This window comes from Sphingomonas yunnanensis, assembly GCF_019898765.1.
Taxonomy (GTDB): Bacteria; Pseudomonadota; Alphaproteobacteria; order Sphingomonadales; family Sphingomonadaceae; genus Sphingomonas; species Sphingomonas yunnanensis.
On sequence record NZ_JAIOKB010000008.1, the window covers coordinates 112,268 to 131,206 of the forward strand.

An 18,939-nucleotide genomic window follows, 5' to 3' on the forward strand; every position below is an offset into this window, starting at 1 on the left:
ATGTGCATGCTCACCCACCGCCACTCGCTCCATTGCATCCTGCCGCCCTATATCCTCTCGCGCATCGCCGAGCACGGCCCGCCCGAGCTGCGCGGCACGGCGATCCGCGCGCTGCTGGTCGACTCCTCGATCCGGATTGTCCGCGCCACCACCGCCGGGCCGGTGTCGGGCAGCGTCGCGCGGCTGCGCAGCGCCGCGGGCAATATCGTCACTCCCAGCCCGCTGCGCACGATCCGCGACGCCGGGAACAAGCCCGAGGCGCCCGGCGCCACCGTCATACGCCGCGAGGGCGACGCGCCGACCGGCGACCCCGCGGCCGACGAGGCCTATGAGGGGCTCGGCGCGACCTTCGCGCTCTTTTGGGAGGCCTATCATCGCAACTCGATCGACGACGCCGGCCTGCCGCTCGACGCCACCGTTCACTACGACCAGGACTATGACAACGCCTTCTGGGACGGCACGCAGATGGTGTTCGGCGACGGCGACGGCGCGCTGTTCAACCGCTTCACGCTCGCGCTCGACGTGATCGGCCACGAGCTGACCCATGGCGTCACCGAGAAGGAGGCGGGGCTGGCCTATTTCAACCAGTCGGGCGCGCTCAACGAGAGCATCTCGGACGTGTTCGGGTCGCTGGTCAAGCAGAAGGCGCTCGGGCAGGACGCCGCTACGGCCGACTGGCTGATCGGCGAGGGGCTGTTCACGCCCAAGGTGAAGGGCAGCGCGCTGCGCTCGATGAAGGCGCCGGGCACCGCCTACGATGACCCCGTGCTCGGCAAGGACCCGCAGCCCGCGCACATGGACGATTTCGTCCGCACCAACCAGGACAATGGCGGCGTCCACATCAACTCGGGCATCCCCAACCGCGCTTTCTATCTCGCCGCGACGGCGATCGGCGGCAATGCCTGGGACCGCGCCGGCACGATCTGGTATAATGCGCTGCTCGACCCCAATGTCAGAGCGAACACCGACTTCGCCGCATTCGCCCGGGTGACCGTGGACGTGGCCGGGCGATTGTACGGCGCTGGCAGTGCCGAGGCGACAGCGGTCGGCACGGCGTGGAGTGATGTCGGAGTGAGCTGATGGCGGAAGAGGCAGGGTGCGGCGGCGAGGCGCGGATGCGGGTTGAGGGCGGCTTCGCGCATCTGCCCGGTCGCGCCACGGACTTATGCGTGCCGTTGGAGCGGCTGCCCAGTGACGAGCGCGCCGAGCTGGCGCGGCTCGCCGACGAGGCCAGCTTCTTCGACTGCACGCCACAGTTCGCCGCACCGCGCCCGGACGCGCGGACCTATACGATCGGGTTGACGATCGATGGGCGTAGCCGCGAGTTGCAGCTCGCCGAACCGATCCACGATCCCAAGCTGGCGGCGCTGGTCTCGACGGTGCGCCGCATCACGCGCGAGCGTGGCGGCGCCTGATCGCGAGGCTCAGGCGACGGCGGCGACCCGGTCATCGCGCGCCTTCTCGGAGCGGCGGCTGCGCGACGCCATCGCGACCCAGGCGGCCTCGGCACGCAGGCAGCGGTCACGCACGTTGTCGAGCGTCGCCGCGTCCGCTTCCTCGCGGCAGCGAACGGCGTTGGCGGTGAAGGTCTCGCTGTCGCGCATGATTAGGCTCCTCCTTTCCGGTGCGGGAGAAGCCCGCACCGGGGCGGATGCGTCGGTCGCGATGATGGGCAGCGTGACGCGCTGACCTCTCGTCGTGACTGTCGCGCTTCTCCGCTTATAGTTCCAACGCGCCGCGGCGCGATCCGGGCGCATCGGGTCGAAGATTAACCGGCCCACCCGTCCAGTGAACCGCCACCCCCTCCGGGCGCCCGTCATCTGGCGCGCTGGCGCATCGCCTGCTCCACCGCCGCCAGCAACGTGGCGCCGCGATAGGGCTTGCGCAGCAGTTCGACGCCGTCGGGCAGCACGCCATCGTCCTCGACATGGCCGGTCACCATCAGCACTGCGGTCCGCGGCCACCCGGCGCGTAGCTGCTCGATCAGCTCGGCGCCCGAGCGACCGGGCATGATGAAGTCGGTCACGACCACGTCGACGGCCTCCCGCGTCGACAGCAGCGCCAGTGCCTCGTCCACGTCGGCTGCCTCGACCACCGCGTGACCGGCCTCGGCGAGCACCTCGGCCGTGGCGCGCCGCACGCGAAGGTCGTCGTCGACGAGCAGGATCGTCAGCGCGCTCGTGCCCGCCGCCGCCGCGGCGAGCGGCGTCGCGACCGCCTGCCGCGCGCTGCACGGCAGCACGATCCGCGCACTCGTCCCACGGCCTGCTTCGCTCTCGAGCACGAAGGCGCCACCCGACTGCGAGGCGAAGCCGTCGACCATCGACAGCCCCAGGCCGGTCCCCTTGCCGATCGGCTTGGTGGTGAAGAAGGGATCGACCGCGCGCGCCATCGTCGCCGCGTCCATGCCGCTGCCGGTATCGGAGACGGTGATCGCGACATAGGCTCCCGCGGGCAGACCCTCGGTGTGGCGCGGATCCGCGCGCGCGACGGAGAGCCGCAGCTCGCCGCCGTCGGGCATGGCGTCGCGCGCGTTGATGACGAGGTTGAGGATGGCGAGTTCGAGCTGCCCGCGATCGGCCTCGGCGGCGCAGCGCTCGGGCGCGACCGCGACCGTCATCGTGATCGCGGGGGTCAGCGACTTCTCGATCAGGTCCATGAGCCCGTCGAGCAACGCGGCGAGCTCGACCGGCTCGGGCGAGAGCTGCTGCTGGCGCGAGAAAGCGAGCAGCCGGCTGACCAGCAGCCGCGCGCGCTCGGCCCCGGCCATCGCGACGTCGACGTGGCGCGTGGCGGCCGCGTCGGCGGCGTGGCGCCGCAGCTGCTCCAGGCTGATCATGATGGGCGTCAACAGGTTGTTGAAGTCGTGCGCGACGCCGCCGGTCAGCCGGCCGAGCGTCTCCATCCGCTGGCGCTGCAGCTCGGAGGCATCGCGGCTACGCACCTGGCGCAGCTCGACCGCGAGCAGTCGCGCGAGCAGCCCCAGCAGCAGGATGCACAGCGCCGCCGCGGCGAGCAGCAGCAGCACGGCGCGCCGGACCGGAACGAGGAACGCCTGCGCCGGCGCGGTGATGCGGATCGACCAGCGCGCGGCGCTCACCGGCATCCACAGCTCGACCGGGCGCGGGTCGGTGTGGATCAGCGGCGCGGCTTCGCGCGGCACCAGCAGGTCCGGGCCGGCGGCAGTGATGATAGAGGCGGTCCAGCCCGGCGCGAGCGGCTCGACGCGGAGCAGGCGCTCGAGCCGCGCGGCGGGCACCAACGCCGCCACGACATAGCGCACCTGCCCCGCCCGCCCGACCGGGGCGGCGACGGGGAAGACGCGCTGGCCGTCGCCCGCGTGGGAGAAGGTACCGATCTGCGGCTCACCTTTGTCGCGCAGCCGGCGCAGCGCGGCCGAGTCGAGGCCGGCGAGCGTCACCGCCGCCCCCGCCGAAACCGTACTGAACAGGACGTGCCCCTCGGCGTCCGCCAGCGCGATGGCGTGCCAATCGCGCTGGTTCACGAGGATGCGGTGCGCCAGGGTCGCGAAGCGCGGGAGGTCCGGCGCGGCGCCGTCCAGCGCGGGCGACTGCGCCACCATCTGGACCGCGGCGACGTTGCTGCGCAGCGTCTGCGAGACCAGGGCGGCGGCGAGATTGGCGTCGGTGCGGCCGCGCGCGGCGACGGCCTCGCGCTCGCTGCGCAGCGTGAGCGCGCCGAACGTCCCGCCCAGCGCCACGATCGGGATCACCCCCGCGAGCACGAGCAGAGCGAGCGAGCGCCTCATGCGTCGACCTCCCTCACCCGCGCTCGGCTCCCTCGTCTCGCGCGACATCGCCGTTCCCGCGGCCGCTCGCTTCCAGGCTACTGACTTATCTCAAGAAGAACCAGCGATGATGGCGGGCGAGGGCACCACGCGCGCGGCGTTGCCTCCGCCGGTGGCGCAGCTATCCTCGGGCCGTGATCGACCGTCCTCCCCACCTTCGCTCCCCTTATCGTGGCATCGCCGCGGTCGCCACGCTGCTCGCGATCGCGATCGCGCTCGCCGCGCCGGGCGACGCTGCCCAACCCGACGCCGCGCGCTGGCGTCGCCACGCCGCCGCGGCGACGATCACGCGCGACGACTGGGGCATCCCGCACGTCCACGGCCGCAGCGACGCCGACGCGGTGTTCGCGCTGAGCTACGCCCAGGCGGAGGACGATCTCGCCCGCGTGGAGGCCAACTACCTCACCGCGCTCGGTCGCACCGCCGAGGCGGAGGGCGAGGCCGCGCTCTGGGCCGACCTGCGCCAGCGCCTCTTCGTCGACGAGGCCGAGCTGCGCGCCGACTATGCCGCTTGCTCGCCCTGGCTGCGCGCGCTGGCCCAGGCCTGGGCGGACGGGCTCAACTTCTATCTCACCACCCATCCCGCGGTGCGACCGCGCGTGCTCACCCGCTACGAGCCGTGGATGGTGCTGAGCTTCACCGAGGGCAGCATCGGCGGTGACGTCGAGCGCATCCCGCTGAGCGCGCTGCGCAGCTTCTACGATCGCCCGACCCCACCCACGCCGGAGGAGCTCGGGGTGGTGCCGCGCGAGCCGTCGGGCTCGAACGGCATCGCGATCGCCCCGCGGCTCACCCGCGACGGCCACGCGCTGCTGCTGATCAACCCGCACACCAGCTTCTACTTCCGCTCCGAGGCGCAGCTGAGCAGCGACACCGGGCTGAACGTCTATGGTGCGAGCACCTGGGGCCAGTTCTTCGTCTATCAGGGGTTCAACGCGCACGCCGGCTGGATGCACACCTCGTCGACCGTCGACAACGTGGACGAGTTCGCCGAGCGGGTCGAGCGTCGCGGGGCCGGCTGGACCTACCGCTACGGCACGGCGCGGCGACCGGTCGCGGCGCGCGCGGTGTCGCTGCGCTACCGCCGCACGGACGGCACGATGGCGGAGCGGCGCTTCACCACGTGGCGGACGCATCACGGCCCGATCACCGCCGAGCGCGACGGGCGCTGGATCGCGACCGCGCTGATGTGGCGGCCCCGTCCCGCGCTCGAGCAGAGTTGGCTGCGCACCCGCGCCACCGACCTCGCCGCCTACCTCCGGATCGCCGGGCGAAAGGCCAATTCCTCCAACGACACGATCTTCGCCGACGACAGAGGGGAGATCGCCTTCCTCATGCCGCAGTTCATGCCGCGCCGCGCCGACCGCTTCGACTACACCCGCCCGGTCGACGGCAGCGACCCGCGCACCGACTGGCAAGGGCTGCATTCGCTCGCCACGCTGCCGAGCGTGCTCAGCCCGCGCACCGGCTGGGTCCACAACACCAACGACTGGCCGTGGAGCGCGGCGGGCGCCGACAGCCCGCGCGCTGCCGACTATCCGCGCTACATGGACCAGACCGGCGGCAACGCGCGCGGCGCGCACGCCGACCTGCTGCTCCAGGTCAAGAGCGGCTGGACCGCCGAGACGCTGCGCGCCGCGGCGTACGACTCCTATCTGCCCGCCTTCGCGCGGCTGCTGCCGCCGCTGGTGGCCGCATGGCGCGCGCTGCCGGCGTCCGATCCGCGGCGCGCGGCGCTGGCCGCCCCCATCGCCGAGCTGGAGCACTGGGATTATCGCTGGGCAGCGGAGTCGGTCGCGACCAGCCTCGCGGTGTCCTGGGGCGACCAGCTGTGGCGCGAGGTCGGCGACGTCGCGCAGGCCGAGCGAGTCAACGTGCCCGACTATATCGCGACGCGCGTCGCCGCGCCGGCCAAGCTCGCCGCGCTCGAGGCGGCGGTGGCGCGGCTCACGCGCGACTTCGGCACTTGGCGCACGCCCTGGGGACAGATCAACCGCTTCCAGCGGCTCGACGATGCCATCGCGCCGCACTTCGACGACGGGCGCGCCTCCGTCCCGGTACCCTTCACCTCGGCGCAATGGGGCAGCCTCGCCTCCTTCGGCGCCAAGCGCTGGCCGGGCACGCGGCGCTATTACGGGACGAGCGGCAACAGCTTCGTCGCGGTGGTCGAGTTCGGGCCGCGCGTGCGCGCGGCGGCGGTGATGGCGGGCGGGCAGAGCGGCGACCCGGCCTCGCGCCACTTCGCCGACCAGGTGGAGCGCTATGCCAGCGGGGCGCTGCGGCCGATCTACTTCTACCCCGACGAGCTCACCGGCCATGTCGAGCGGCGCTACCGTCCGGGGGAGTGAGAGACCGCGCTTCGCCTTACCTGCCGTCATCCTGAACTTGTTTCAGGATCCACCTCACCGCGAGCGCATCACGCGCCGGCTGTGCGGCAGCGTAGATCCTGAAACAAGTTCAGGATGACGCCGAGTGGGCGACGCTTCGAGCCGGTCGCAAGCCCGAACTAGCCCCTCACCTCCAGCCGCGGCACCAGCAGGTGGACCAGCAGCAGCGCCAGCAGATAGGCGCTGCCCGCCCAGACGAACACCGGCAGGTAGCTCCCCACCCGCTCCAGCACCTCGCCGACGTAGCGCGCCATGATCATCCCGCCCACCGCGCCCGCCGCGCCGCCGATCCCCATCACCGACGCGACCGAGCGCGACGGGAAGGTGTCCGACACCATCGTGTAGAGGTTGCTCGACCAGCCCTGGTGCGCCGCCGCCGCCACGCCGATGATCGCCACCGCCGCCCACAGGCTGGAGACCGTGGTGGCGAAGAAGATCGGCAGCACCAGGATCGCGCTCGCCAGCAGCGCCAGCTTGCGCCCGGCGTTGACGCTATAGCCGCGCTTGATCAGCCAGGACGAGAGCCAGCCGCCGCCGATGCTGCCGACGTCGGCGAGCAGATAGACCGCGATCAGCGGCGGGCCGAAGGTCTTGAGGTCGAGCCCGTGGCGCTTGGCGAAGAAGTCGGGCAGCCAGAACAGGAACAGGTACCACACCGGGTCGGTCATGAACTTGGCGACGACGAAGGCCCAGGTGCCGCGATGGCGGAACAGCGACGCCCAGGACGGGCGCGGCGCCGCGGCATTGAGCTCGTCGGCGTGCTGGTCCGAGGTGATATAGGCCAGCTCCTCGGGCGAGACGCGCGGGTGCTGCGCGGGCGCGCGATAGAAGGCCAGCCACGCCGCCAGCCAGGCGAAGCCGAGCAGTCCCGTGATGATGAAGGCGGCCTGCCAGCCGTAGCTGAGCGCGATCACCGGCACCACGATCGGGGTCGCGATCGCGCCGACGTTCGCGCCGGCGTTGAGGATGCCCGCGGCGAGCGCGCGCTCCTTCTTCGGGAACCACTCGGCGACCGACTTGATCGCGGCGGGGAAGTTGGCGGACTCGCCCAGCCCCAGAGCGAAGCGCGCCAGCGCGAAGCCGCTGGGGCTGCGCACCAGCGCGTGGAACAGCGCGGCGAGGCTCCAGACCGTGATCGCGGCGGCATAGCCGATCTTCGACCCGATCCGGTCGATCACCGCGCCGCAGGCGAGCAGCCCGATCGCATAGGCCGCCTGGAACCAGAAGACGATCATGCCGTAATCGACCTCGCTCCAGCCGAGCTCGGTCTGCAGCGTCGGCTTGAGGATGCCGATGATCTGCCGGTCGATATAGTTGATCGTGGTGGCGAAGAAGAGCAACGCGCAGATCGTCCAGCGCACGCGCCCGCGAGGCCTGACCGCCGGCGGACTCACCTCAGCTGCTGCCCTCACTCGACCCTCCCGCGGCGGCGTGGGCCGCCCTCCCGTTTCAACCTTCGCGCAAACGCGCGTCGAGCGCCGCGCGGTCTTCCGCGTCGGCCTGCCAGTGATCGGCGAACAGCCCGCGCTCGCCGAACAGCGCGGCGACGATCCCGCCCTCGCCCACCTCGCGCCACAGCGCCGCGAGCCGCTCCGCCATCGGATCGTTGACCGGCGCACCGTCGCCGCGGACGTGGCGCAACCACGCCGCCAGCGCGGTCAGCGTCGCGGGACAGCGTCGGCCCGCCGCGGCACTGGCACGCAAGGTCGCGAGCCAGCGCTGCGGGATCTTCTGCGAGCCGTCCATCGCGATCTGGATGAGCGAGTGCGGCAGCGCGGGGTTGGCGAAGCGCGCGAACAATGCGTCGGCGTAGGCGCCCACATCCTGTTCCGGCGCCGGGGTGAGACTGCCCGCGGCCTCGTCGCGCATCAGCGGCTCGACGATGGCGCGGATCGTGGGATCGGCCACCGCCTGGTGGACGAACTGGTGCCCGCGCTCCAGACCGAGATAGGCGAGCGCCGAGTGCGCGCCGTTGAGCATGCGCAGCTTGGCGAACTCATAGGGCGCCACGTCGGCGACCAGCTGCGCGCCGGCGAGCTCCCAGCGCGGGCGGCGCGTCGCGAACTTGTCCTCGATCACCCATTGCATGAAGGGCTCGGTGGTCACCGCGGCGGCGTCGTACAGGCCGATCGCGGCGGCGGTGCGCTCCAGGTCGGCGTCGCGCGCGGCGGGGACGATGCGGTCGACCATCGTCGACGGGCAGGCGCACTCCGCCTCGAACCACGCGCGCAGGCCCGGATCGGTGCGATCGAGCCAGGCACCGAGCGAGGCGGCGAGCGCGGCGCCGTTGTGCGCGAGATTGTCGCAGCTCACCAGCGTCAGGCCGCCGGCGCCGGACTGGCGCCGATCGGCCAGCGCGAGCGCGAGATGGTGGTAGATCGTGCCCCCCGCGGCCTCGACCGAGGCGACGTCGAGCGCGCCGTCTGGGCCGCGGTGATAGCCCTTCTCGGTCACGGTCAGCGTGACCAGCGACGTCGTCGGCGCGGCGAGCACCGCGCGCAGCCGCTCGCCGTCGCGCGGCGCCACCAGCATCTCGCGCAGCGCGCCGACCAGCGAGACCCGCTCGCCCGCGGCGGAGCGCTGCGTCACCGTGTAGAGCCCTTCCTGCGGCAGCAGCGCCTCGGCGACCGCCGGCGAGCGCAGCGACACACCGGTGATCGCGAAGTCGCGGTCGCCCGCCGTCATCGCCGCGTCGGTGTAGACCGCCTGATGCGCGCGGTGGAAGGCGCCGAGCCCGAGATGGACGATCCCGGTGCGCTGCGCCGCGCGATCGTAGCCGGGGCGAACCACACTGTCCGGGAGCCGGTCGACGGTGGCGGGCGACAGCCGCTCGACGCCGCTCACAGCTTGTACGCCCGGCGCACGAGGCCGACGGTGAGGTCGCGCGCCAGCTCGGCCGCCTCCCAGTCCTCCAGCCGGTGCTCGGCGACGAGCCGCGCGAGATAGTGGCAGTCGATCCGCCGCGCGACGTCGTGGCGCGCCGGGATCGAGAGGAAGGCGCGCGTGTCGTCGTTGAACCCCGCGGTGTTGTAGAAGCCCGCGGTCTCGGTGGTCATCTCCCGATAGCGGAGCATGCCTTCCGGCGAGTCGTGGAACCACCAGGCCGGCCCCAGCCGCAGGCAGGGGTAGTGGCCCGCGAGCGGCGCCAGCTCGCGCGTGTAGGTGGTCTCGTCGAGCGTGAAGAGGATCAGCGTGAAGCGCGGATCATTACCGACCGCGTCGAGCAGCGGCTTCATTGCTTCCACATACTCGATCCGCAGCGGGATGTCGGCGCCCTTGTCGCGGCCGTGGCTCTCGAACAGCTCACGGTTGTGGTTGCGGTACGAGCCGGGATGAAGCTGCATCACCATCCCGTCCTCGACGCTCATCTTCGCCATCTCAGTCAGCATCTGCGCGCGGAACAGCTCGGCGTCCGCCGCGTCCCAGCGGCCGCTCCCGATGCGGCCGAACAGCGCCTCGGCCTCGCCGGCAGAGAGGTTGGCGGTGCGCGCGCTGGGGTGGCCGTGGTCGGTCGCGGTGGCACCCGCCGCGCGGAAGTCGGCGCGACGCTTGCGGTGCGCGGCGAGATAGCCCTGCCAACTCCACACATCCTCGCCGGTCAGCTCGGCGAAACGCGCCATCGCGGGCTGGAACTGCTCATGCTCGACGTCGATCACGCCGTCGGGACGGTAGGTCGTGGCGACGCGCCCGCCCCAGCCCGACTCACGGATTCGACGGTGCGAGTCGAGCGGGTCGTCGGCGCCCTCGGTGGTGGCGAGGAACTCGATACCGAACCGGTCGAACAGCGCGCGCGCGCGAAAGGCGGGCGTGGCGAGCTGCTCGTTGATCCGGTCATAGTAGAGATCGGCAGTGCCGGCCTCGAGCGCGACGTCGAAGCCGAACACCTCGGCGAAGACATGGTCGAGCCACAGCCGCGACGGGGTGCCGCGGAACAGGTGGTAATGGTCCGCGAAGAGGCGCCACGCCGCGCGCGGGTCGGTCGCCGGCGTGCCGGCGCGCGACGGGATGGCGAGATCGTCGAGCGCGACGCCCTGCGAGTAGAGCATGCGGAAGACGTAGTGATCGGGCGCGAGCAGCAGCTCGGTCGCGTTCTGCCAGCGCGAGTCCTCGGCGAACCAGCGCGGATCAGTGTGGCCGTGCGGGCTGACGATCGGGAGCGCGCCGATGTCGGCGTAGAGCGCGCGCGCGATGTCGCGCTGGGTCCGATCGCTCGGGAACAGCCGGTCGGGATGGAGGCGCAGCGCGCGGGTCATGCCAGCGCCTCCGCGCGCGCACCGGCGAGCGCGTGGGCGATGCCGCGCTCGGCGCCGCGCAGCTCGGCGAGCCCGCGCATCCGGCCGAGCAGCGAGTAGCCGGGATTGGTCACGCGCGAGAGGTCGTCGAGCATCTGGTGTCCGTGGTCGGGGCGCATCGGGATCGAGCGATCCTCGCGCTGCTGGAGACGGTGGACCGCGGCGATCACCGCGGTCATGCCGGCGTCGCCCTCGAGGTGCGCCGCCTCGTGGAACGTTCCCCCGCGCGCGTCGCCGCTCTCGCGCTGGACCGAGCGCAGGTGGAGGAAGCCGATCCGCTCGCCGAGCCGGTCGACCATCCCCGGCAGGTCGTTGTCGGGCCGCGCCCCGAAGGAGCCAGCGCAGAAGCACAGGCCGTTGGCGCGGCTCGGCACGCGCTGGAACAGGTCGGCGACGTCGGCCTCGGTGCTCACCACGCGTGGCAGGCCGAAGAGCGTGAAGGGCGGGTCGTCAGGGTGGACCACGAGACGCAGCCCGCGCTCCTCCGCCACCGGGCAGACCGCCTCGAGGAAGGCGACGTGGTTGGCGTGGAGCGCGGCGGCATCGACCCCATCATAGGTCGCGAGCGCCGCGCGAAAGTCCTCGATCGAGAAGCTCTCCTCGCTGCCCGGCAGACCGGCGATGATGTTGCGCTCGAGCTGGTAGCGTTCGACCTCACCCATGCCGGCGAGGCGGCGCTCGGCGCGCTCGATCACGTCGGGAGCATAGTCGCGTTCGGCGCCGTCGCGGCGGAGCAGGAAGAGGTCGAAGGCGGCGGCCGCCTCATGCTCGTAGCGCAGCGCGCGCGCGCCGTCGGGCAGTTCCCAGCCGAGATCGGTGCGGGTCCAGTCAAGCACCGGCATGAAGTTATAGGTGACGACGCGGATCCCGGCGGCGGCGAGATGGCACAGGCTCTCGCGGTAGGCGTCGACCAGCTCGTCCCAGCGCGGTCCCCGAGTCTTGATCTCCTCGTGGATCGGCAGGCTCTCCACCACGGTCCAGCCGAGACCGGCGGCGGCGATGGTCGCGCGCCGCTCGGCGATCGCCGCCGCGCTCCAGACGGCGCCGTTGGGCACCTCGTGGAGCGCGGTGACCACCTCGGTGGCGCCGGTCTGCCGGATGTCGCGCAGCGCGACCGGGTCGGACGGGCCGAACCAGCGCATCGTCTGCGTCATCCACCGCATCCGCCCGTCCTGTCGCGCCATCCGCCCGCCCCCGCTGTCGCCCCGAAACATCATCCGCGGCTCAGAACACGAAATTCACCGCCAGCGCAAAGGTACGGCCGAAATAGGCGGTGTAGAGCGGGTCCTTGCGCACCGTGTCGACGGTGAGGCGATTGGTCTCGTTGGTGATATTCTGCACCTCCGCGATCAGCTTCACGTTCTCGGTCAGGTTGTACGAGGCCGAGGCATCGACGAAGATCGAGCTGGCGTTCGAGGTCGAGTCCGCGTCGACCGAGCCGCTCGGCACCGCGGTGAGGAACGAGGCGCGATAGTTCACCGTCGAGCGGATGCTGAAGCGGCTGTCCTCATAATAGAGTGTGCCGCTCGCGGTCTCGGGCGACAGGCCGACCAGCGGCGCGGTGCGCGAGAGCGTGGGCGAGATGATGTAGTTGATGTTCGACCGCACCCGCGTGAAATTGCCCAGCGCGCCGAAGTTCTTGAGGAAGCCCGGCAGGAAGGTGAAGGGCAGCTGCACGTTCGCCTCGAAGCCGCGCAGCGGGCCGCCCGGCGTGTTGTTGCTGCGCTGGACGGTGAACTGGTCGCCCGGGCGCAGCTGCGTGCCGTTGAGCAGCGAGAGCGGCAGGCCGATGTCCTGGAAGGCGACACTGGCGCTCGTCGTCTGGATGTAGGTCTCGATGTTCTTGTAGAAATACGCCACCGACAGCAGCGAGCCGGGGCGGAAATACCATTCCAGCGCGGCGTCGAACGTGTTGGCGCGGATCGGTTCGAGGAACGGGTTGCTGAACGAGGCGGTCTGGATCACCAGATTGGCCGAGCCCGAGGGGATCAGCTGGCCGTAGGCGGGGCGCGACATCACGCGCGCCGCCGACAGGCGCGCGATCAGGTCGGGCGTGACGTCCAGTGCCAGGTTCATCGAGGGCAGCCAGTCCTCGTAGGAGCGGCTCACCTCGGAGATCACGTAGCGCGACGGGTAGGTCGACCCCGCCGGCGCGGCGGTGGTGATCGGGCCATAGGTGTCGAGGCTGGTGTGGACGTAGCGCACGCCCGCGTCGCCGCGCAGCGTCACCGGCAGAATGTCCTGCGTGTCGAACTTCACCATGGCGTAGCCGGACTTGTACTTCTCGTCGACGCCGCCGTAGGTGCCCTTGGCGCACTCGATGCTGCAATAGACGTAGCTGTCGAGCCCGACCGCGTCGCGGAACTTGTCCGGATCGACCGAGACGAAGTCCTGCAGCTGGCCGTCGAGGTTCTTGCCGATCCCCGTGGTCGTGAAGGTGATGTCCGCCAGCGAGACGCCGGCGGGCAAGGCCAACGGATTGTTGGTGGCGAGCTGGCGCTCGCGCGCGGTGTATTTGTTGGTGCGGTACTGGCCGCCGAACTGGATGGTGAAGCCCTGCGCCGGCTTCCAGTCGCCGTTAAGCTCGAAGGTCTTGCTGACGATCGTGTTGCGGCGGATGAAGTTGGAGAGCTGGCCGCGCTGGTCGCCGTTGGCGAGTGGCGGACCGTATCGGAACAAGGTCGGATCGGTCGTGTCGATGCCGTAGCCGATCTTGGGGATGTCGGGATTGTCGCGGAAGTCGATCGACCAGTTGCGCGAGTCGTTCGAATCGATCGCCACCTGCAAGCGATTCACGTCGAGCCGCGACTCATTGATGCCGGCCAGGCCGAACACCCGGAAGCTGTCCGAGAAGCGATGGTCGAAATTGAAGTTGGCCTGCTTATACTCGGACGTGAAGCGCTCGCTCTGCATCTCGGAGCGCAGGTCGACGCCGTCGAACAGGCCGTGGACCAGCGAGCCGTTGTCGTCGACCTCGATCTCGCGCACCGAGGTGAGCGGCTGGCCGTTGTTCGAGATCGCGCGGCCGAACGAACGCGCGTCGAAATAGGTGTCGAGCCGGTCGACCTTGAAGCGCGAGTAGAGCCCGTCGAGCGAGATGTCGGTGTTGTCGCTCGGCTTCCACTGGAAGGTCAGCGATCCCGCGATGCGCTGCTGATCCTGGCTGCTGCGCACCGGGCGCGGCAGGCGCGGTAGATAGACGCCGCCGCCCGGTCGCCCGTTCACGCCGGTGCGGCTCATGATATAGTCATAGGCCGCCTGGGTGCCGGTGCGCGGGTTGTTGGTGCTGCAATTGTTGGCGTCCGAGCCGATCGAGGCCCCGCTCGGCTGGGTATAGCCCACGCCCGGGCTGGTCACCGCGCCGCCCTTGTAGGTGTAGCCGACGGGCGTGCAGAAGGGGAAGATCACGCCCGCGTTGGCGCTGCCGTTCGGCTGAGCGAGGCCGTAGACCGTGGTCGGCACGACATCGACCGCCGAATAGGCATATTCGTCGATCCGGCGCTTCGAATAGGCGACGCTGGCGAGCACGCCGAACGTGTCGCCGAACTGCTTGGAGACCAGCGCGGACAGGCGCGGGTCGATGTCCTTCTTGATGTCGTTGTAGATCCCGCGCGCGGTGCCGGAGACGACGAACGACTTCTTCTGGTCGAACGGCTTGGGCGCGCGCAGGTCGACGGTGGCGCCGAGCGAGCCCTCCTCGACGTCGGCGGACGTGGTCTTGCGCACCGACAGCGCCGAGAAGATCTCGGTCGGGAAGGTGACGAAGTCGAACGAGCGGCCGGTGGCGACGCCGCCGCGGATATCGCTGCCGCTGACCTGCGACACGCCCTCCATGCCGTTGATGCGGACGCGCGTGAACTGCGCGCCGAGGCCGCGCACCGAGATGTTGCGCCCCTCGCCGCCGTCGCCGCGCGACAGCGCCACGCCGGGGATGCGCTGCATCGACTCGGCGAGGTTGGAATCGGGGAACTTGCCGATGTCCTCGGCGACGATGCTGTCGACCGCGGCGGTCTCGGCACGTTTCTGGTTGAGCGCGCTGTTGAGCGAGGCGCGGAAGCCCGTGACGACGATGTCGTTGATCTGCGCCTCGCCGCCTTCCTGCACGGGCGATTGCGTGCCGTGCGCGTCGGTCGCGGGTGGCGCGGCGGGCGCGCCGGCGGAGACGACGTCGCCGGTGGCGGAGGGAGGCGGCAGGTCCTGCGGCGCGGTCTGCGCGGCGGCGGACCCCGCGATCAGCGCGGCCAGCGCGCTCGACGACACGAACAAGGCGCACTTCTGGCGACGGTAGATGCCCACATCCCCTCTCCCAATATGCGCACGCTCGTCTCAGGCTCGCTGTGCGCCGGTGGCGCCGCTGCCGTCTGTGCGGCATGCGGTCAATGATGGAGAGCTATCAGCTGCGAACCTGCCTGGCAACTGGCCTGACCAGATTGTAGGAAAACAACTGTTTGATCCTCCCCGTAAGGCAGGGAGAGGGACCAGCCGAAGGCTGGTGGAGGGGGGCTTCCGCGGGCGCTGCGTGCGGTGGAGAGCCCCCTCCACCACCGCGCTATCGCGCGGCGGTCTCCCTTCGCGTGCCGGGGAGGAGCCTGGTCGCCTTACACCGTTCGCCGCGCCAGCGCGCGGCGACGCTGGTCGGTCTCCTTGCGCGCGCGCTCCACCGCTTCGGTCTCGGTGACGTCGAGCAGATAGTCGATCACGCGGCTGAGATGGTCGCGCATCGCGTTGCGCGCGTCCGCCGGCGAGCGCGCCTCCAACGCGGCGAGGATGCGGCCGTGCTCGGCGAGGCGGCTCTCGGTGCCGAGACTCCCGGCCTTGAGCAGCACCTCGCGCGCCAGCGGCGAGCGGAAGCGCATGTCCCAGAAGTCGGTCACGGCCGAGATGATCACCGCGTTACCGGTCGCCTCGGCGATGGCGATATGAAAGCGGCGGTCGGCGTCCTCGGCGACCTCGTCGCGCGCCATGTCGCCTAGCAGCGCGCGTAGCTCGGCGAGCTGCTCGGCGTCGATCTCGGTCGCCGCCACGGCCGCCACCTCGCCCTCGAGCAGCCGCCGCGCCTCGGTGATCTCGAACGCGCCGATATCGAGCTCCTGCTCGACGTGGGGCGTCGCGGCGGCGAGCACGAACACGCCCGAGCCCTTGCGCGCCTCGACCAGCCCCTGCATCTCCAACGCGATCATCGCCTCGCGGATCGTCGGCCGGCTCACCCCGAACCGCTCGGTCAGGTCGCGCTCGGCCGGCAGCCGCGCGCCGACGGGGTAGACGCCCGCGACGATGTCGGTGACGATCGACTGCACGATCTTGCGGTACAATTTGCCGCCATGCTCGGCCACGCGCGTCAGCTCCTCAGCATCGCGACGCGTCCGTTCGTCGCCGTCCGGCTCAGCCTTGTTCCTCGTCCGCCCGCTCGCCCCCGTCAAGCCTTGTCAGCGCATCTCCGCGTGAAAATGCCTGACAATGTACTTGCATGTGGCCCGACCAAGATCTACGCCACGGTCGTGAGAGTGTCTCGACGATCGCCTGTGACGGGCACGGATCGAGCACCCGCTATACGTGTGAGGGGAGAGACGGTGGTTCGCACACTCGCGTTGCTGGCGCTGGCGGTCTTGCCATCGAGCGCCCTCCCTGTCGCCGCGGCGGCACAATCGAGTGCCGCCCGCGAGAGCGCCGCGCCATGGCGCGACCTGATGCCCAAGCCCGGTCTCGCCGGCTGGCACCGCACCGGCGGCAACGCCACCTATGAGGTGATCGGCGACGAGCTGGTCGGCCGCGCGGTGATCGGCAAGGGCAACAGCTGGCTCGTCTCGGACCAACGCTACGGCGACTTCATCGTCGAGTTCGACGCCAAGACCGACCCGACGCTCAACTCGGGGATGATGATTCGCGGCCAGAGCCGGCCCGACTACCGCAACGGCGTGGTCTTCGGCTATCAGGCGGAGATCGACCCGTCGTCGCGCGCGTGGAGCGCGGGCCTGTACGACGAGCAGCGCCGTCAGTGGCTGTACACGCTGGGGCGCAACGAGGCGGCGCGCAAATCCTTCCGCTCGGGCGACTGGAACCACTATCGCGTCGAGGCGATCGGCAACCGGCTGCGTACCTTCATCAACGGCGTGCCCGCCGCCGACATCGTCGACGACACCGACGCGCGCGGCTTCCTCGCCTTCCAGGTCCACGCGCTGCCCGACGCGGTCGCCGCCAAGGGTCCGGAGGTCCGCTTCAAGGGCCTGCGCATCATCACGCAGGACCCGAAGCGCTACGCCATGCCCGAGAACCGGCTCGAGCAGCAGGGGTGGCAGTCGAACGCGCTCACCGCGGCCGAGCGCCGCGCCGGCTGGACGCTGCTGTGGGACGGTCGCACCGGCAAGGGCTGGCGCGCGGCCAAGAGCGGCGGCTTTCCCTCGCATGGCTGGACGATCGCGAACGGCGTGCTGTCGGTCGAGAAGAGCGCGACCGAGGCGGCGCGCGGCGGCGACATCGCCACCGCGGCGACCTACAAGGATTTCGAGCTGTCGGTCGATTTCCGCCTCTCCGAGGGCGCGAACAGCGGGATCAAATATCTGCTGCCGCCGGGGCCGAACGGCGGCGTGTCGAACGTCGGCTTCGAGTATCAGCTGCTCGACGACGCGCGCCACCCCGACGCCAAGATGGGCCGCGACGGCAACCGCACGCTGGCCTCGCTGTACGACCTGATCCCGGCGCGCAACCTCTCGGACCCGGACAGCCCGGGCAAGCGCGCCAACCCGCCGGGCGAGTGGAACCGCGCCACGGTGCTGGTGCGCGGCAATCACGTCGAGCATTGGCTCAACGGCTTCAAGGTAGTCGAGTATGAGCGCGGCTCGGCCGAGCTGAAGGCGCTGATCGCGCAGAGCAAGTTCGCGCAGGTCGCGGGCTTCGGCGAGACCGCCGACGGCGCCATCCTGCTGCAGGACCACGGCGACACGGTCGACTTCCGCTCGATCAAGCTGCGCAAGTTCTGATGGTCGCTGGGCGTCTGCCAGCCGGTGCCCCTGCGGAGGCCGGGGCCCAGTTGGGGAACGACGGTGTATCGAACGCCAGCTTTCCCGCCTGGGCCCCGGCCTTCGCCGGGGCACGAGAAAAGCATAGATAGTAACGACCCCAGGGGAGGCACCACGATGTTCGACCGTCGAACGATGATCAAGGGCGGCGCCGCGACGATCGGCGCAATGGCGTTCACCGCCAAGAGCTACGCGCAGATCAAGGGCGCCAACGACCGCATCCGCGTCGGCATCGTCGGCGTCAACGGGCGCGGCCAGGCGCATATGAGCGCCTTCTCGAAGCAGCCCAACGTCCAGGTGACGCATTTCGCCGACGTCGACTCGACCGTGCTGGCCAAGCGTGCCGCCGAGTTCGCCGAACGGTCCGGCACCAAGGTGAAGACGGTCGGCGACTATCGCAGGCTGCTCGACCGCAAGACCGTCGACGTCGTCACCGTCGCCACGCCCGACCATTGGCACGCCAAGGTGGCGATCGACGGCATGGACGCGGGGCGCAACGTCTATATCGAGAAGCCGGTCGGCATCGCGCCCGCCGAGGGCGAGGCGCTGATCGCCACCCAGCAGCGCACCGGGCGCGTGCTCCAGGTCGGCAACCAGCAGCGCTCCAGCATCGAGACGCGCCAGCTGCTCGACCTGATCCGCGCCGGCGAGCTGGGTGACGTCTACGAGGCGCAGACCTGGTACGCCAACAACCGCAAGTCGATCGGCAAGGGCGAGGAGATCGCGCCGCCGCCCAACCTCGACTGGAACATGTGGCAGGGGCCGCGCCCACGCGGGCCGTATCGCTCCAACCTGGTCCACTATAACTGGCATTGGTTCTGGAAGTACGGCACCGGCGAGATCTGCAACAACGCGCTGCACGAGCTGGACATCGCGCGCTGGCTGATGGGCGTCACCTACCCCAAGACGGTGAGCGCGCGCGGCGACCGGCGCTTCTTCCGCGGCGACGACTGGGAGATGTACGACACGCTCGCGCTGACGCTCGGCTATGACGACGGCCGCGTGATCCGCTGGGACGGCGAGAGCTGCAACGGCATGCTGCGCTACGGTCGCGGTCGCGGGACGTTGCTGCTCGGCACCAAGGGCTCGGCGGTGGTCGATCGCAACGGCTTCGAGCTGTACGACCTCGCCGGCAAGCAGGTGCGCGAAGTGAAGGCGGCGGCCTCGTCCGAGACCACCGGCACGGTCGGCGAGGGCGCGCTCGACGTGCTCCACGCCGCCAACTTCCTCGCCGTGGTGCGTGGGCAGGAGCAGGCGCTGCACTCGCCGATCCAGGAGGGGCATATCAGCACGACATTGTGCCACCTCGGCAACATGGCCTATCGCACCGGCGGGGCGATCACCGTCGACCCGGCGACCGGCAGGCCCAACGAGGCGGCGGCGCAGAAGCTCTGGTCGGTCGACTATGAGCCCGGCTGGGAGGTGCGCGCCTGAGG

The 18,939-nt window shown here is 70.6% G+C and carries 13 protein-coding genes; 5 read left to right on the forward strand and 8 right to left on the reverse strand.

Annotated features, from left to right (window positions below; translation table 11 throughout):
- Together K7957_RS17950 and K7957_RS17955 are read left to right on the forward strand one after the other, a co-directional pair.
- Entirely contained in the window at positions 1-1,080 is a 1,080-nt protein-coding gene (locus K7957_RS17950) for a M4 family metallopeptidase (RefSeq protein WP_246617243.1), read from the forward strand.
- Complete coding sequence (locus K7957_RS17955; RefSeq protein WP_223013882.1) at positions 1,080-1,415, forward strand: protealysin inhibitor emfourin; 336 nt, start codon at positions 1,080-1,082, stop codon at positions 1,413-1,415. Before K7957_RS17950 ends, K7957_RS17955 begins: the two co-directional genes overlap by 1 nt.
- Positions 1,416-1,424: 9 nt before the next feature.
- On the opposite strand, the gene K7957_RS17960 is transcribed toward K7957_RS17955, so the two are convergent.
- Together K7957_RS17960 and K7957_RS17965 are read right to left on the reverse strand one after the other, a co-directional pair.
- The gene (locus K7957_RS17960) at positions 1,425-1,604 is read right to left on the reverse strand and encodes a hypothetical protein (RefSeq protein WP_223013884.1); all 180 of its coding nucleotides are present in this window, start codon (positions 1,602-1,604) and stop codon (positions 1,425-1,427) included.
- A 212-nt stretch (positions 1,605-1,816) separates the two neighbouring features.
- Positions 1,817-3,769, reverse strand: a complete 1,953-nt coding sequence (locus K7957_RS17965) for an ATP-binding protein (RefSeq protein ID WP_223013886.1) — start codon at positions 3,767-3,769, stop codon at positions 1,817-1,819.
- A gap of 176 nt (positions 3,770-3,945) precedes the next feature.
- On the opposite strand from K7957_RS17965, the gene K7957_RS17970 reads away from it, so the two are divergent.
- Entirely contained in the window at positions 3,946-6,156 is a 2,211-nt protein-coding gene (locus K7957_RS17970; protein ID WP_425517218.1) for a penicillin acylase family protein, read from the forward strand.
- A gap of 158 nt (positions 6,157-6,314) precedes the next feature.
- On the opposite strand, the gene K7957_RS17975 is transcribed toward K7957_RS17970, so the two are convergent.
- The 6 genes from K7957_RS17975 to K7957_RS18000 all read right to left on the reverse strand — a co-directional run bounded on the left by K7957_RS17975 (position 6,315) and on the right by K7957_RS18000 (position 15,820).
- Positions 6,315-7,556: an MFS transporter gene (locus K7957_RS17975; RefSeq protein WP_343228459.1), complete on the reverse strand. Its 1,242-nt coding sequence runs from the start codon at positions 7,554-7,556 to the stop codon at positions 6,315-6,317.
- An 88-nt stretch (positions 7,557-7,644) separates the two neighbouring features.
- Positions 7,645-9,039, reverse strand: coding sequence for a mannitol dehydrogenase family protein (locus K7957_RS17980; protein WP_343228460.1), 1,395 nt, complete (start codon positions 9,037-9,039; stop codon positions 7,645-7,647).
- Positions 9,036-10,448 (reverse strand): glucuronate isomerase, encoded by a 1,413-nt coding sequence (gene uxaC / locus K7957_RS17985; protein ID WP_223013888.1) that lies wholly within the window; start codon positions 10,446-10,448, stop codon positions 9,036-9,038. The genes K7957_RS17980 and uxaC overlap by 4 nt, the downstream gene beginning before the upstream one ends.
- Entirely contained in the window at positions 10,445-11,641 is a 1,197-nt protein-coding gene (uxuA, locus tag K7957_RS17990; protein WP_223013890.1) for a mannonate dehydratase, read from the reverse strand. The genes uxaC and uxuA overlap by 4 nt, the downstream gene beginning before the upstream one ends.
- A 70-nt stretch (positions 11,642-11,711) precedes the next feature.
- Positions 11,712-14,783: a TonB-dependent receptor gene (locus K7957_RS17995; protein ID WP_343228461.1), complete on the reverse strand. Its 3,072-nt coding sequence runs from the start codon at positions 14,781-14,783 to the stop codon at positions 11,712-11,714.
- A 302-nt stretch (positions 14,784-15,085) separates the two neighbouring features.
- Positions 15,086-15,820, reverse strand: coding sequence for a FadR/GntR family transcriptional regulator (locus K7957_RS18000; protein ID WP_223013892.1), 735 nt, complete (start codon positions 15,818-15,820; stop codon positions 15,086-15,088).
- A gap of 237 nt (positions 15,821-16,057) precedes the next feature.
- Here K7957_RS18000 and K7957_RS18005 point away from each other — a divergent pair, with 237 nt between their 5' ends.
- Both K7957_RS18005 and K7957_RS18010 read left to right on the forward strand, forming a co-directional pair.
- Entirely contained in the window at positions 16,058-17,464 is a 1,407-nt protein-coding gene (locus K7957_RS18005) for a 3-keto-disaccharide hydrolase (protein ID WP_343228462.1), read from the forward strand.
- Positions 17,465-17,620: 156 nt separating this feature from the next.
- The gene (locus tag K7957_RS18010; RefSeq protein WP_223013894.1) at positions 17,621-18,937 is read left to right on the forward strand and encodes a Gfo/Idh/MocA family protein; all 1,317 of its coding nucleotides are present in this window, start codon (positions 17,621-17,623) and stop codon (positions 18,935-18,937) included.
- Positions 18,938-18,939: the final 2 nt, after the last annotated feature.

Coding starts and splice junctions, on each gene's coding strand:
- K7957_RS17960 (WP_223013884.1), bottom strand. CDS start 1,604: ATGCGCGACAGCGAGACCTTCACCGCCAACGCCGTTCGCTGCCGCGAG.
- uxaC (WP_223013888.1), bottom strand. CDS start 10,448: ATGACCCGCGCGCTGCGCCTCCATCCCGACCGGCTGTTCCCGAGCGAT.
- K7957_RS17965 (WP_223013886.1), bottom strand. CDS start 3,769: ATGAGGCGCTCGCTCGCTCTGCTCGTGCTCGCGGGGGTGATCCCGATC.
- K7957_RS17955 (WP_223013882.1), top strand. CDS start 1,080: ATGGCGGAAGAGGCAGGGTGCGGCGGCGAGGCGCGGATGCGGGTTGAG.
- K7957_RS18010 (WP_223013894.1), top strand. CDS start 17,621: ATGTTCGACCGTCGAACGATGATCAAGGGCGGCGCCGCGACGATCGGC.
- uxuA (WP_223013890.1), bottom strand. CDS start 11,641: ATGACGCAGACGATGCGCTGGTTCGGCCCGTCCGACCCGGTCGCGCTG.
- K7957_RS17950 (WP_246617243.1), top strand. CDS start 1: ATGTGCATGCTCACCCACCGCCACTCGCTCCATTGCATCCTGCCGCCC.